Below are 14,508 nucleotides of genomic sequence, written 5' to 3' on the forward strand. Positions count from 1 at the left end.
GGTTTTTTATTGTTTTAAGTTTTATTTTCTTCGTTCATTAAATTGTTTTTAAGGCAATTAAATTATTCTGAAAATCAAAACCTGCAATCTTTGGTTTAAATAGTCCCGCTTTTTGTTCAATTTTTTGCGAATGTCAGTTTAAGATTGTCGAAGACCGTTATCAAAAAGTATTTCAATCAATCGCCTGCCTACCGCAGGCCAGGGTTTATTACTCGCGTCTGGTTTTTCAAACCAGCTTCTCTCTTTTTAAAACGATCGTCTTTGCGAGGTACGAAGCAATCTTATTACCAAAGCTTTTTAACGCTTAAGATTGTCAGCCTGCGAGAAGCAGGCTTCATGCTGGCAATGATGGTATAATGCATCACCTTGAACCTCTAAGCCTTCAACCTTTTACTTTACCTAGTGTTTAAAGTGTCTTACTCCGGTAGTTACCATAGCAATACCTTTTTCATTTGCTTTCACAACGGAATCTGCATCTTTAATTGATCCACCTGGTTGTAAAACTGCAGTAATGCCTGCATCTGCAGCAATTTCTACACAATCAGGGAAAGGGAAGAAAGCATCAGATGCCATCGCACTTCCTTTTACGCTAAAACCAAAAGAAGCTGCTTTTTCAATAGCTTGTCTTAGCGCATCAACCCGGGAAGTTTGACCCACGCCACTTGCAATTAACACATCATCTTTAACCAAAACAATGGTGTTAGATTTAGTATGTTTCACAATCTTATTTGCAAAATGCAAATCTTTTAATTCTTGAGCAGTTGGCGCCTTATCGGTTACGGTTGTCATTTGTTCCGGACCTTCGATAATTAAATCTTTATCCTGCTCAATTACGCCGTTTAACAAAGTTTTAAATTGTTTTTTGCTCAACTCTACATTATTGCGTTGTAAAATAACGCGGTTTTTCTTTTTGCTGAACAATTCCACCGCTTCTGGTTGGTAAGAAGGTGCAATTAAAACTTCGAAAAACAAGTTGTTAATCTCTTCAGCTGTTGCTAAATCAACTTCAACATTGGTAATTAACACACCGCCGAAAGCAGAAACCGGGTCGCAAGCTAATGCATCCATCCAAGCTTGTTTAACGCTAGGGCGGGAGGCAATGCCGCAAGCGTTTGTATGTTTTAAGATTGCAAAAGTCGGATCTTCAAATTCGTCTATTAACGCCACGGCAGCATCCACATCTACCAGGTTATTATAGGAAAGTTCTTTACCGTTTAACTTCGTAAACATGGCATCTAAATCGCCATAAAATACTGCACCTTGATGTGGATTTTCACCATAACGCAAGGTTTTAGCATCGGCCACACTTTGTTTAAAAACATCAAGTGGATCTTCCTCATTAAAATAATTGAAGATTGCCGTATCATAGTGAGAAGAAGTATGAAAAGCCTTTTTAGCATATGCTTTACGTTGTGCCAAAGTGGTTTCACCATTTTGTTCTTCTAATTGAGCTTGTAAAGTAGGGTAGTCGTTTTTCGAAGCGATAATCACGACGTCATTAAAGTTTTTAGCTGCGGCACGGATTAATGAAATTCCACCAATATCGATTTTCTCGATAATTTCTTCGGGTGTTCCAACAGCTTTTACAGTTTCTTCAAAAGGATATAAATCAACAATAACCAAATCAATTTCCGGAATTTCGTATTCGGCAATTTGTTTCTGATCGCCTGCTAATGCTCTGCGATTTAAAATGCCACCGAATACTTTCGGGTGTAAAGTTTTAACGCGACCGCCTAAAATAGATGGATAGCCCGTCAAATCTTCAACCGCTGTAACAGGTAAGTTTAAGTCTTTGATGAATTGTTCAGTTCCACCGGTAGAAAATAACTGCACACCCTGAGCGGCTAGCAATTTTACTAATGGCTCCAAACCATCTTTATAATATACTGAAATTAAAGCGTTTTTGATTTTAATGGGCTGACTCATTCTACTGTAAATTTTGAGCCGCAAAGGTAGTAAAACATGATGATTTTTTTGGTATGCTAAGGCTGTAAAAATGGATTATCTTATTTTAGACTGGGCAATCTTATTGTTTACAAGAAGATTTTGTTCGGAAACCGCTTCGGTTATCGTCATCCTCGCTTAGGCGGGGATCTTAAAGCGCCTTGAAGGCTTCGCTTATGATTTTTTTTTGCCTCATCGGCGGCGGCAGTCTACTTTTTCCTTGATGGAAAAGTAGCAAAAGATCGAGGCTTGAGTCTAATGCTGGGTGAATTCGTCAAAGCTTTTATATTGGCATCACAAGCTGCGATGATATGGATTGTGGTTTTTGAACGTTGCCGCATAAGCTTTAACGTTTTCCTCTTCCATCAGTTCTTATGCAGGATAGTAGGGTGGCTACAGCGAGCGCTTGGATTTATATTTTATGAGGTAGCCTTCACTACTTCTTTATTTTTTTTACAAGACTTTCAACAACCTTCGGATAATGTAGATGCTCCAATTGTTGTCCCTTAAATTTTATCATTTCCAGGTTGTCGCCTTTGTCTATTTTATATCTGGCCTGATAAATATATTCTCCTTCATCATAGTTTTCATCTATATAATGAATAGTGATGCCGCCTTCAGTTTCACCGGCAGCCATTACGGCGTTGTGTACATGGTCGCCATACATTCCTTTTCCTCCGAACTTCGGTAAAATTGCAGGATGGATGTTGATGATTCTTCCTGGGTAAGCGGCTATTAAATTTTGAGGGATTAACCAAAGGAAACCGGCCAGAACAATGAAGTCGATATCTAAGTTTTTCAGTAAATCGATCACTTCTTCCGTTTTGTAGAACTCTTGCTTATCGAAAATGTGAGACGGAATTTCAAAGTTGTCTGCTCTTTGGAGTACGTAAGCATCAGCGTTGTTAGTTAATACCAAAGAAATTTCGATGTCGTTACTGCGTTTAAAATGCTCCATTAGCTTTTGGGCGTTAGAGCCTGAGCCGGATGCGAAAATGGCTATTCGTTTTTTCACTCAAAAATCGTTTTCCCCAAAAATAGTATTTTTAAGCAGGTTTTCTCAATAGAAGTTAATTTTTATTAGCCTGGGTTAAAGTGTTATTAATGAATAAATTTAATGTATTTTTGCTGTTGGAAAATGTGTTGCAATGTATGTGGATAAAAAAGTTAAATTGTTTTGTAATTTAAAAACATAAACTCTATATTTGCAACCCGAATTATAGGAAACGATTAAGAAAAAATAAAAGGCTAAATAGAAATGGCAAATCATAAATCTTCATTAAAAAGAATTAGAGCAAACGCTACAAAACGTTTACGTAACAGATATCAGGCAAAAACTACCCGTACTTTCATCAAGAGATTACGTGCTGCAGAAGATAAAAAATCTGCTTCAGATTTATTGCCTAAAGTGATCTCTATGTTAGATCGTTTAGCTAAAAAGAACATCATTCACAAAAACAAAGCAGCTAACAACAAATCGAAATTAACGAAATTCGTTAACGGTTTAGCATAAGCTAAGTTTTTTTTACGATATTAGTAAAAGGCATCCCAACCAAAAGTTGGGATGTTTTTTTGCGTAAAAAATTATGGATGAATACGATCAAAAGTTAGGAATCAAATTATGGGCTGAAGAAGATCGGCCAAGAGAGAAGCTTTTACAGCATGGTCGCAGGCATTTAACCGATGCCGAACTGATCGCAATTTTAATGGGATCGGGCAACAGAAATGAAACAGCTGTAGATTTAAGTAAACGAATTTTAGCCTTCTACGATAACAACCTGACCAAACTTGGAAAAGCATCTATCCAAGATCTTTCGAAGTTTAAAGGCATAGGGGAGGCGAAAGCAATTTCGATAGTGGCCGCTTTGGAACTTTGTTTGCGAAGAAGGGAAACACAGCAAGAGCAGCTTACCCAAATTACCGCATCCAGCGATGTCCATAAATACCTTTAACACACCTTTGCTGATCTTAACCATGAAGAATTTTGGGTTTTATTGCTAAACAGATCTAATCACATTATTGGCAAACATTTAATTAGCAAAGGCGGGCAAGCTGGAACGGTAGCCGACCCAAAAATTATTTTTAAAGTAGCCATTGAAAATAATGCTGCCTATATAGTTCTGGCGCATTATCATCCATCGGGAAATTTAAAACCTAGTGAAAGCGATAATAAACTTACCAGAAATGTTGTCGCATCTGGAGCTATGCTAGGGCTATATGTGGTTGATCACTTGATTTTTGCGAACGATTATTATTATAGTTATAAAGATGAGGATTTGATTTAGGATTTTCCCATCAGCTGCTATGCCGGAAAACTAGGTGCCAAATCCGTCATCCTCGAGTATGCGGGGATGTTTTAGAAAGTTTCAGCCAAAAGTGTGTGTCATCCTGAGCGTAGTCGAAGGATCTATTTTCAGTTGTTCTCTTTCGCCTCATCGGCGGCGGCCTCTTACCTTTTTCTTGACAAAAAAGGTAACTAAACCGAGCCATTCGGCGAGCCCATTAATACATTTAAAAGACAAAAATAAACTATTAATAAAGTCAAGGCTTCCCGATGAATCGAAACATGTGGATCTGATGTCGGCTATCCTCGTTGAAACTATCATTGCGGCAACGCGTTCTGTTCCGACCCTTCGTCGGAACAGAACGCGTTGCCTTGTGCTTGATAACTGAAAGTTCGTGCACAAGTTTCAACGGTATAACCTTCTATCATATCCTATGCCAGCAAGCGGGGCGGCTATAGCAATGAGGTGACAGGTGCCGATAGGCGGATAGAGGTTTTTTTCTTCCATCATCTCCTATGCCGGAAGCAGGGGGCTATAGCAAGCGAACTATTGTAGGGCGTCGTCATTTCGGCCGTAGCGAAGATATCTTTTAAAGTAGAACAAAGCTACAACGAGGTTCAAGGATCTCTCCGCTTCGTTGCACTCCGGTCGAGATGACGCCCTTGGTAATGTTTTGTGTTCAAGAAGATGAATGCATCGATTAATCTCAGCCAGGATATTTATAACAATTTGACTACTTAAAACTGAATTAACACTAAATTAGTAATATTGGCAAATTGAAAAAATAACCCATCTTATGAAATTCTTTAAAACCTTATTCTGTTTAATACTTATTTCTGTTGTAACCTTTGCCCAAAAGAAAGGAGCGCCAATCAACATTATTACCTATAACATTCGTTTGAATGTCGCTTCCGACGGTGTAAATGCCTGGCCTAACCGTAAGGAAAATGTGAAAGCGCTGGTAAAATTCCACGATGCTGATATCCTTTGCGTACAAGAGGCTTTGCCTGAACAATTTGATGCCTTGCTTGAAAACTCTAATTTTCATGTAGTTGGTGTGGGGAGAGAGGATGGAAAACGCAAGGGAGAATTTTCTGCGTTATATTACGATAAAGATCGCTTTACCAAAAAAGACGGAGGGACTTTCTGGCTTTCAGAAACACCAGATGTGCCATCGAAAGGTTGGGATGCCGCATTAAATCGGGTATGTAGCTGGGTAAGGCTTTACGATAGAATCAACAAAGAAGAATTTCTGGTATTTAATACCCATTACGATCACATTGGTGTGAAGGCGAGAATTGAATCTGCCAAGCTGTTAAAACGGAAGATACAGGAAATTGCCCCTGCTTTGCCGGTTGTTTTTACAGGCGATTTAAATGTTACTCCAGAAACCGAAGCTATTGCCACTATAAAATCTTTTTTAACTGATGCAAAAGAAGTAAGTATAGAGCCTGCGTATGGTCCGAATGGGACGTTCAACGCTTTTGATTTTAACAGCGATTTGAAAAATAGAATCGACTATATCTTTGTAAACAAAGGTTTTAAAGTTCAAAAATTCGCTGTACTGTCTGACAGTAAAGATAAAAGATATCCATCTGATCATTTACCAGTGTTTGCAAGATTATGGTTCTAACTGAAAGCTATTGAAATCTAACTCCCCCTTTCCTTTTCAGTTCGAACTTTTTGGTAATCAATATCATTATCATTATCTGTTTGAAACCCTGGCCTTCATTGTAGGTGTTCGGGTATATTATTATTTAAAGAAGGGGATTGTTGATCCCATTTCTGATGAAAACAGGTTATGGATCATGCTTGGAGCGATGGTGGGTGCTTTGATCGGCTCGAGGGTGGTGGCAGTTTTAGAAACTCCGGCGCTATTAGCACAGCTCAATTTTTCCATTCTTTATCAAAGCAAAACCATTATTGGCGGCTTGCTTGGAGGTTTGTTCGGAGTAGAGCTTATTAAAAAAATCATCGGCGTTCATATTGCTTCGGGAGACATTTATGTTTTGCCGATTATAATCGCATTATTCATCGGTAGAATCGGTTGTTTTTCAATGGGAATAGATGAGCCGACTTTTGGTATCGCTACCCAATTATTTACTGGAATGGATTTGGGCGATGGGATAAAGAGACATCCGATTATGCTCTATGAAATGTTTTATTTGATAGTCCTTTTATTTTTCTTTAACGCACTAAAAAATAAGAATCTGATCAATGGAGATCGTTTTAAATTATACATGGTGTTCTATTTTTTATTCAGATTTCTCATCGAATTTATCAAGCCGTATCATTCATTATTCCTAAATTTAAGCAGCATTCATTGGTCTGCTTTGCTGATTTTTGCTTATTATTATAAATTCATCATCAGAATATCAAAATCAGTTTTTACTAAAAACGTTCAATATGGCTAACACCAGGGATTATATTTATTACGATTATACCAAGAGTCTTTGTCCGGAATGCCTGATGCTTTGCGATGCGAAAATTGTTTTTCAGGACGCGAAAGTCTTCATGCTTAAAAATTGTAAAACGCATGGCGATAGTAAAGTAATGATTGCTGATGATGTGGAGTATTATAAACAAATTAGAAATTACAACAAACAATCGGAAATGCCGCTGAAGTTTAATACGAAGGTACATTACGGTTGTCCGTACGATTGTGGTTTATGTACCGATCACGAGCAGCATTCCTGTTTAACCGTTCTCGAAGTAACCGATCGTTGTAACCTGGCCTGCCCAACGTGTTACGCCATGTCGTCGCCACATTATGGTCGTCACCGTACACTAGAAGAAATTGAACGAATGATGGATGTGGTGGTTGCAAATGAAGGAGAGCCAGATGTGGTTCAGCTTTCTGGTGGCGAGCCCACCGTGCATCCAGAGTTTTTTAAAATATTGGATCTGGCGAAAACAAAGCCCATTAAACATTTAATGGTTAATACCAATGGAATCCGGATAGCTAAAGATATTTCCTTCGTAGAAAAACTGGCTTCATATATGCCCGATTTCGAAATCTATTTACAGTTTGATAGTTTTAGTTCGGAGGTGTTAACCAGATTAAGGGGAGAAGATTTAACCGAAGTAAGGAAGAAAGCGATAGACCATTTAAATCAATTTAATGTATCGACAACTTTGGTGGTCACTTTACAAAATGGCCTGAACGATCACGAAATTGGAGCTATTTTGGAGTACGCACTTAAACAGCGTTGCGTTCGTGGGGTGACTTTTCAGCCTACCCAGGTTGCCGGGAGGAATGATGATTACAATGACCAAAAGGGAAGAATTACGTTAACGGAGGTTCGAAGGAAGATATATGAACAATATCCTACTTTTACTCCGCAAGATTTGATTCCGGTTCCTTGCAATCCAGATGCGCTTTGTATGGCTTATGCGCTCAAAATTGGCGACGAAGTGATCCCGATGACACATTTAATCAACCCTGAAGATTTACTGAACAACTCCAAAAACACTATCGTTTTTGAGCATGACGAAAAGTTGAAGGAGCACATGTTAAATTTATTTAGTACCGGTGTTTCTGTAGATTCTGCAGAAGATACTTTTGGAGAATTGATGTGTTGTTTACCGAGGGTGAAATCGGATAATTTAAGTTACGATAATCTGTTCCGCATCATCATCATGAATTTTATGGATCCGCTTGACTTTGATGTAAGAGCTGTGAAGAAATCTTGCGTTCACATTGTTAGTGATAAATATAAGATGGTGCCTTTTGAAACGATGAACATTTTTTATCGTGATCATAAGATCGACACTATTAGAGAAAAACTAAATATGAATTGATATGATCATCATCCTCTTATTTCTTTATGGCCTCGCCATTGTCGGACTGTTTATCGGCGGGATCATCACCATCATTGTAAAATCATCTAACAACGAACCTACAAAGTTGGGTGTTCAAATGTTAATCGCGTCGATTATACTGGTTGTAATTGGTGGCGGCGCTTGTGCGGTGTTACTCGCTAACGGATAAGCAATGGGGCTAATTATTTTTTACTGGCTTGCGGTGGCGGTATTGTTTATCGTAGGTTTAGTTCAGGTGATCATCAGATCCTCCAGAAACCAACCCGTAAAGCCAGGATTAATGCTGATTATTATATCGGTAATTATGATCGTGATCGGCGCCGGAGCTTGTGCCATCATTTTATCCAATTTAAGCATCGGGCGGTAGACTAACCTCAACCGATGGAATCTGTTAACGAACGTTTGAGGTTTGGTAGCTTATTGATGATAATATCCCAAACGATATCATAATCTACTCCAAAATAATCGTGAATAAGCTTATTTCTTGTATTAATAATTTTTCTCTATTCAATTTGAGGGTATAACGCACGAAAATCGTCCTCTAATTTAGAATTAGCTTCTCCTTTAATTTTTAAACTCCTGATCAAAGCTCTTGAAAGAACATAATCTGAAATTACACTTCTTTACCTTTGTAGCTTGTTTGCTTAAGAATGAAGTCCATTTCATCTAAAATGTGTTTAATCAACTCACGATTAGATGCTAACATATTGAGTCTGTTGTAAAATATAAGGACCACTATGTTTACTCAATGATTGTGGTGTTACCAATTCGACTTTGCGATTCAATAAATCCTCTAGGTAGAAAGACAGCTCAATAAAATTATCAAAGCTTTTTTGGAGGGATCAAATTCCACAAGAAAATCGATATCGCTATCTTCAGTAATTCGATCGGTAGTAAAAGAGCCAAATACACCCAACTTTTCTACTCCGAAAGACTTTATTTTCTCTGCGTTTTTCTGAAGTTGATTAAAAAAGAGTTGCTTTGTTATAAACAGTGGTGCTCATAAACAAATATAGTCTTAATAAATAAAATTATTAATCATTCAATGTTTTTCAATTTCTAAAACGTTTCATCTTTAAATATTATCTTTGCGTTTTATAATTCTTGAACAACTGTTTTAGACATCGTATGTCTAAAACCTCTTGTCTGGAATCTCAAAGCTCAATAAATGAAAATATCATATAACTGGTTAAAACAATTTGTTAAAACAGACAAAACGCCGGCAGAACTTTCCTTAATCTTAACTAATGTAGGTTTAGAGGTAGAAAGTGTAGATCAGGTTCAGCCTGTTGTTGGCGGACTTGAGGGTTTGGTTATTGGCGAGGTTTTAACCTGTGTGCAACATCCTAACGCCGATCGTTTACGTGTAACTACGGTAAATGTGGGCGGCAAAGAAAATCTTCAAATTGTTTGTGGTGCGCCAAATGTGGGCGCCGGGCAGAAAGTTGTGGTTGCTACCATTGGAACAACCGTTTATCCTCTGGAGGGTGAGCCATTTAAAATTAAGGAATCGAAAATCAGGGGCGAGGTTTCGCAGGGAATGATTTGTGCGGAAGATGAAATCGGTTTAGGCAAATCTCACGATGGAATTATGATTTTGGCTGAGGATACCAAAATCGGTATTCGTGCTAAAGACCATTTCAAAATGGATGATGATTTCGTTTTCGAGATCGGGTTAACGCCAAATCGGGCAGATGCAGCCTCACATTTAGGCGTTGCGAGAGATTTAGCTGCTTATTTCAGAAGCGAATATGAAATGCCGGATCTGTCGGCGTTTGAAGTTGATAATGAAAATCTGGTTATTCCTGTTGAAGTGGAAGATGCTACTGCTTGTCCGCGTTACAGTAGCCTAACCATTTCTGGTGTTACGGTTACCGAATCTCCAGATTGGTTAAAAGATAAATTGAAAGTAATTGGTCTTCGCCCAATTAATAATGTGGTAGATATTACCAACTACGTGTTACATGGCTTAGGGCAGCCTCTACATGCTTTCGATGCCGATAAAATTGCCGGCGGAAAAGTAATCGTTAAAAAAGTTGCTGAAGGAACGCCTTTTGTAACCCTTGATGATGTAGAGCGCAAATTAAGTGCTGATGATTTGATGATTTGCAATGCCGACGCACCGATGTGTATTGCCGGTGTTTTTGGGGGCAAAACTTCAGGTGTTGATACCCAAACAAAAAACATCTTCTTAGAAAGCGCTTATTTCAATTCGGTTTCGGTACGTAAAACGGCAAAAAGACATGGCTTAAAAACTGATGCGTCTTTCCGTTACGAGCGGGGTACTGATCCGGAAATTACGGTTACAGCGTTGAAATACGCGGCCTTATTGATTACAGAATTGGCTGGTGGCGAAATTTCATCTTCCGTTTCTGATATTTATCCTAATCACATTCGTCCCTTCGAGTTTGAAGTGAGTTATAACAACATCAATAAGCTCATTGGGGCAAATATTCCATCTGCAGAGATCAAGCATATCATTACCGCTTTAGGAATTACCGCAACTAGCACGTCTGATGATACTCTGGCTTTGAGAGTGCCATCTTTCAAAGTAGATGTAACTCGCGAATGTGATATTACCGAAGAGGTTTTACGCATTTATGGCTATAATAATATTGCTATTCCTTCAAAAGTAAATGCTTCTTTATCTTACAGCTTAAAGCCAGAGAAAGAAAACACACATAACACTGTTGCAGATTTATTAAGTGCCAACGGTTACGCTGAAATTATGTGTAATTCGCTAACAAAGTCGACTTACTCTAAAAATCTTGATGAAGCGGTTTTTATTTTAAACCCGCTAAGCAGCGATTTGAATGTAATGCGCCAAAGCATGTTAATGCCAGCACTGGAAAGTGTAGCTCATAATCAAAACCGTAAAAATGCTGATGTTAAATTTTATGAATTTGGTAAAACCTATCATTTAATTAACGAACAATATGTAGAGCGCCCGCGGTTGTTATTACTAATATCTGGCGCAAAACAAAGTGAGCAATGGAATCAAAACTCCAAATCTGTAGGTTTTTATAATTTGAAGTCGGCTGTAGATGCGATTATCAGCCGTTTAGGGATTTCCAGTTATCAAACGGATGTTTTAAATGATGAAAACTTCGCATATGGAATTAAATATTTCCGTGGAGATAAAACGCTGGTTAGTTTTGGGGCAGCAAGCAAGGCCGATCGTAAAGTTGCAGATGTGAATGCGGAGGTTTTTTACGCTGATTTTGATTGGGCAGGGATACTGGACATTGTAAGGAAAAACAAGATCATCAATAAAGAGGTTTCGAAGTATCCGCAGGTGCGAAGAGATTTATCGTTGCTGATTGACCAGGCCGTAACTTTTGATACCTTAAAAGGGATTGCCTTTAAAACGGATAAAAAGTTAATTAAAGAAGTAGGTGTTTTTGATGTTTACGTGGGGGATAAGTTGCCAGAAGGGAAAAAATCTTATGCGTTGAATTTCATTTTGCAGGATGAAGAGCAAACCCTGACTGATAAGCAGATCGAAAATACTATGCAAAAATTAATCGCGAATTTAACCCAGCAAGCGGGTGCAGAAATTAGGAAATAAAATATAAATTCGTATTTTTAGAAATAAATTCATGACTTCTGTTGCAGATCAATTAGATAAGGTATTACAAAAAACAGCTCGATTAATTGAGTTATGTAATGCATTACAAGAAGAAAATGATTTATTAAAGCTTGAAAATCAATCGTTAAAAGTGGCGCTTGATACTTCGAAAGCCAAAAATGTAGAACTTGAAGAAAAATTAAGGGTTACTAAATTGGCCAAAAGTATTGAGGGTACAAGTGAAAAGTCGCTTGACATTAAACAAAAAATTAACGATTTTGTGCGGGAGATTGATAAAAGTATCGCATTACTTAAAAAATAAATGATGCGAAGAAATCAGAAACTAAGCTAACAAATGGGAGAAATCTCGATTAAAATAACCATTTCCGACCGTATTTACCCACTTAAAGTGAATACAGAAGAGGAAGAAATTGTGAGACGGGCAGCTAAAATGATCAATGAGCGCATAAAAGATTATCAAGATAATTATGCGGTTAGAGATAAGCAGGATCTTCTTTCTATGGCAGTTTTGCATTATGCAACCGCTGTATTAAGAACGGAAAATAAAGTGCAAAACCAGGATACTGCCGTTGCTGATAAAGTTGAAGAGTTGGATATTTTACTCAACGGTTTTTTTACAAAATAAGGTTCGTTCTTTGGCGATTTGTCACTTTGAACTTGTTTCAAAGTCTTAACAATTAAGTTCCTGGAATAAATTCAGGATGGCGTCGCTCTAATTAGCATAAAAACATAGCCGCGGCTAGTTTTTTGAGTTTCAAATTTATAAAACTTAACACTTCAATATCTATGGGGTTAAGAGGGCGTATTTCATCTGCTTTATGCACCTGAAAATGGCTTAAATCCCAATATGCTTAGTTGAGGTTTAAAATGATGAGACTTTAAAAAAATTAGTTGCGGTTTTTTTTTTTACTTAAAAAACAAAATGGAGATAACGGAAATTCTAGGATACATATTTGCCTTAATAGCAGGCTTAGGTATCGGTATAGCGGTAGGCAGGTTCCTACTGCGCAACTTGTTAAAAGGGCAGGAAATTGCAGCCCAAAACAAGGTGAAAAAGATTTTAAAGGATGCAGAGAACAATGCAGAAATCTTAAAAAAGAACAAACTTTTAGAAGCAAAAGAGAAATTTTTGCAGTTAAAAGCAGAGCATGAACAAGAAGTGAATGCCAAAAATAATTCAATCAATCAGCGTGAGAATACCATGAAGCAGAAAGAGCAATCGGTAAACCAGCGCATGGAAAACTTCAACAAAAAAGAGCAGGAACTAGATAAGCAAAAAGCCAATTTAGAAAAGCAAACTGAGCTCGCAGTTAAAAAACAAGAAGAAGTTGAGGTGTTAAAAAATCAACACCTGAAACAATTAGAAACTATTGCTGGCCTTTCTGCTGAAGAAGCTAAAGCGCAATTAGTAGAGAATTTAAAGCAAGAAGCCCGCACGCAAGCGATGATGCAGGTAAAAGATATTGTTGATGAAGCAAAGTTAACTGCAAGCAAAGAAGCCAAAAAAGTGGTGATCCAAACCATTCAACGTACGGCTACAGAAGCTGCGATTGAAAATTCGGTTTCTATTTTCCATATCGAGAGTGATGAGATTAAAGGTCGTGTGATTGGTAGAGAGGGTAGAAATATCCGTGCTTTAGAGGCTGCGACTGGTATTGAAATTATTGTTGATGATACTCCTGAAGCGATCATTTTATCTGGTTTCGATCCGGTAAGAAGAGAGATTGCCCGTTTAGCTTTACACCGTTTGGTAACTGATGGTCGTATTCACCCTGCCCGTATTGAAGAAATTGTAGCGAAAACCAAAAAGCAAATCGAAGATGAGATTGTAGAGATTGGCGAGCGTACGGTAATCGATTTAGGGATTCATGGTTTGCACCCTGAATTAATCAGAATGGTTGGCCGTATGCGTTACCGTTCATCTTATGGTCAAAACCTTTTACATCACTCACGTGAAGTGGCTAATTTCTGTGCTACAATGGCGGCTGAGTTGGGCTTAAACGCAAAGATGGCTAAACGTGCCGGTTTATTACACGATATTGGTAAAGTGCCTGATGATAACCCGGAATTGCCTCACGCAATTTTAGGAATGCAACTGGCCGAAAAATATAAAGAGCATCCAGAAATTTGCAATGCAATCGGTGCCCACCACGACGAGATAGAAATGACTTCGATGATCTCTCCAATCGTTCAGGCTTGCGATGCCATTTCAGGTGCTCGTCCGGGTGCACGTAGAGAGGTAGTGGAAAGTTACATCAAACGTTTGAAAGATCTTGAAGAATTGGCTTTATCTTATCCTGGCGTAGAGAAGACTTTCGCCATCCAGGCAGGTAGAGAACTTCGTGTGATTGTAGAAAGCGAAAGAATTACAGATGCACAGGCAGAATTATTAGCTGCAGATATCTCGACCCGTATTCAAACGGAAATGACTTATCCTGGGCAGATTAAAGTTACTGTTATCCGTGAAACACGTTCGGTAGCATTTGCGAAGTAGTCGTCTATCCGTCATTGCGAGGTTTTTAAAGCCGAAGCAATCTCATTAATAAATTAAGCGATGGAATTTTTCTATCGCTTTTTTGGTTTTTAGGGTTGACATGTGATAGGCGATTTGAACTTCTTTTAATCTGCGAAAATCACCGTGATCTGCGGGGGTTTTTTTTAGCCCGATGCAATTATCTATTTAGGTTTCCCGCAGATTAAGAAGATTAACGCAGATCTTATTTGATGAATTGTCTTTTATATCGTCCTTTAGATTTGTATCAGTATCTTATTTAGGGGTTAATTGAATTTTACAATTAGTTTAGCTTTGAATAAAATATTTAAAAGATTACCTAAATCGGTAGCGGCACATTAATGATTCGTCAAGGT

Annotated in this window: 15 protein-coding genes and 1 pseudogene; 12 read left to right on the forward strand and 4 right to left on the reverse strand. The window is 38.1% G+C overall.

The genetic code is table 11. The features are described from left to right. Positions 1-399 precede the first annotated feature (399 nt). Both purH and OQZ33_RS07205 read right to left on the reverse strand, forming a co-directional pair. The gene (purH, locus tag OQZ33_RS07200) at positions 400-1,926 is read right to left on the reverse strand and encodes a bifunctional phosphoribosylaminoimidazolecarboxamide formyltransferase/IMP cyclohydrolase (RefSeq protein WP_265798375.1); all 1,527 of its coding nucleotides are present in this window, start codon (positions 1,924-1,926) and stop codon (positions 400-402) included. A 454-nt stretch (positions 1,927-2,380) separates the two neighbouring features. Next, positions 2,381-2,959 carry a phosphoribosylglycinamide formyltransferase gene (locus tag OQZ33_RS07205; protein ID WP_265798377.1) on the reverse strand — a complete coding sequence of 193 codons (579 nt, stop codon included), beginning with the start codon at positions 2,957-2,959 and terminating at the stop codon, positions 2,381-2,383. 243 nt (positions 2,960-3,202) lie between these two features. Between OQZ33_RS07205 and rpsT the strand changes: the two genes are divergently transcribed. The 8 genes and pseudogenes from rpsT to OQZ33_RS07240 all read left to right on the forward strand — a co-directional run bounded on the left by rpsT (position 3,203) and on the right by OQZ33_RS07240 (position 8,418). Beyond that, positions 3,203-3,457: a 30S ribosomal protein S20 gene (gene rpsT, locus OQZ33_RS07210; protein ID WP_010603296.1), complete on the forward strand. Its 255-nt coding sequence runs from the start codon at positions 3,203-3,205 to the stop codon at positions 3,455-3,457. 73 nt (positions 3,458-3,530) lie between these two features. Beyond that, positions 3,531-3,896 carry a UPF0758 domain-containing protein gene (locus OQZ33_RS24190; RefSeq protein ID WP_322975020.1) on the forward strand — a complete coding sequence of 122 codons (366 nt, stop codon included), beginning with the start codon at positions 3,531-3,533 and terminating at the stop codon, positions 3,894-3,896. Positions 3,897-3,914: 18 nt separating this feature from the next. Then, positions 3,915-4,229: pseudogene (locus OQZ33_RS24195) on the forward strand (JAB domain-containing protein); the annotation flags it as partial. A gap of 796 nt (positions 4,230-5,025) precedes the next feature. Further along, the gene (locus OQZ33_RS07220; RefSeq protein ID WP_265798378.1) at positions 5,026-5,862 is read left to right on the forward strand and encodes an endonuclease/exonuclease/phosphatase family protein; all 837 of its coding nucleotides are present in this window, start codon (positions 5,026-5,028) and stop codon (positions 5,860-5,862) included. A 10-nt stretch (positions 5,863-5,872) separates the two neighbouring features. Beyond that, on the forward strand, positions 5,873-6,643 hold the full coding sequence (locus OQZ33_RS07225) for a prolipoprotein diacylglyceryl transferase (RefSeq protein WP_265798379.1): 771 nt from the start codon (positions 5,873-5,875) through the stop codon (positions 6,641-6,643). Further along, on the forward strand, positions 6,636-8,030 hold the full coding sequence (locus OQZ33_RS07230) for a radical SAM protein (protein ID WP_265798380.1): 1,395 nt from the start codon (positions 6,636-6,638) through the stop codon (positions 8,028-8,030). The genes OQZ33_RS07225 and OQZ33_RS07230 overlap by 8 nt, the downstream gene beginning before the upstream one ends. A gap of 1 nt (position 8,031) precedes the next feature. Next, entirely contained in the window at positions 8,032-8,220 is a 189-nt protein-coding gene (locus OQZ33_RS07235) for a hypothetical protein (protein ID WP_056849478.1), read from the forward strand. Positions 8,221-8,223: 3 nt separating this feature from the next. Beyond that, positions 8,224-8,418, forward strand: coding sequence for a hypothetical protein (locus OQZ33_RS07240; protein WP_265798381.1), 195 nt, complete (start codon positions 8,224-8,226; stop codon positions 8,416-8,418). 7 nt (positions 8,419-8,425) lie between these two features. Here OQZ33_RS07240 and OQZ33_RS24265 read toward each other — a convergent pair whose 3' ends face one another. Continuing rightward, the gene (locus OQZ33_RS24265; protein WP_323670572.1) at positions 8,426-8,548 is read right to left on the reverse strand and encodes a DUF86 domain-containing protein; all 123 of its coding nucleotides are present in this window, start codon (positions 8,546-8,548) and stop codon (positions 8,426-8,428) included. A 296-nt stretch (positions 8,549-8,844) separates the two neighbouring features. Next, positions 8,845-8,967: a nucleotidyltransferase domain-containing protein gene (locus OQZ33_RS24270; protein ID WP_265798382.1), complete on the reverse strand. Its 123-nt coding sequence runs from the start codon at positions 8,965-8,967 to the stop codon at positions 8,845-8,847. A gap of 252 nt (positions 8,968-9,219) precedes the next feature. Here OQZ33_RS24270 and pheT point away from each other — a divergent pair, with 252 nt between their 5' ends. The 4 genes from pheT to rny all read left to right on the forward strand — a co-directional run bounded on the left by pheT (position 9,220) and on the right by rny (position 14,134). After that, entirely contained in the window at positions 9,220-11,619 is a 2,400-nt protein-coding gene (gene pheT / locus OQZ33_RS07250) for a phenylalanine--tRNA ligase subunit beta (protein ID WP_265798383.1), read from the forward strand. A gap of 31 nt (positions 11,620-11,650) precedes the next feature. Beyond that, positions 11,651-11,941 (forward strand): hypothetical protein, encoded by a 291-nt coding sequence (locus tag OQZ33_RS07255; RefSeq protein ID WP_056849482.1) that lies wholly within the window; start codon positions 11,651-11,653, stop codon positions 11,939-11,941. Positions 11,942-11,974: 33 nt separating this feature from the next. Continuing rightward, positions 11,975-12,265: a cell division protein ZapA gene (locus tag OQZ33_RS07260; RefSeq protein WP_056849483.1), complete on the forward strand. Its 291-nt coding sequence runs from the start codon at positions 11,975-11,977 to the stop codon at positions 12,263-12,265. Between the two features lie 297 nt (positions 12,266-12,562). Beyond that, positions 12,563-14,134: a ribonuclease Y gene (gene rny / locus OQZ33_RS07265; protein WP_056849484.1), complete on the forward strand. Its 1,572-nt coding sequence runs from the start codon at positions 12,563-12,565 to the stop codon at positions 14,132-14,134. Positions 14,135-14,508: the final 374 nt, after the last annotated feature.

The organism is Pedobacter sp. MC2016-05 (genome assembly GCF_026239735.1).
Lineage (GTDB): Bacteria > Bacteroidota > Bacteroidia > Sphingobacteriales > Sphingobacteriaceae > Pedobacter.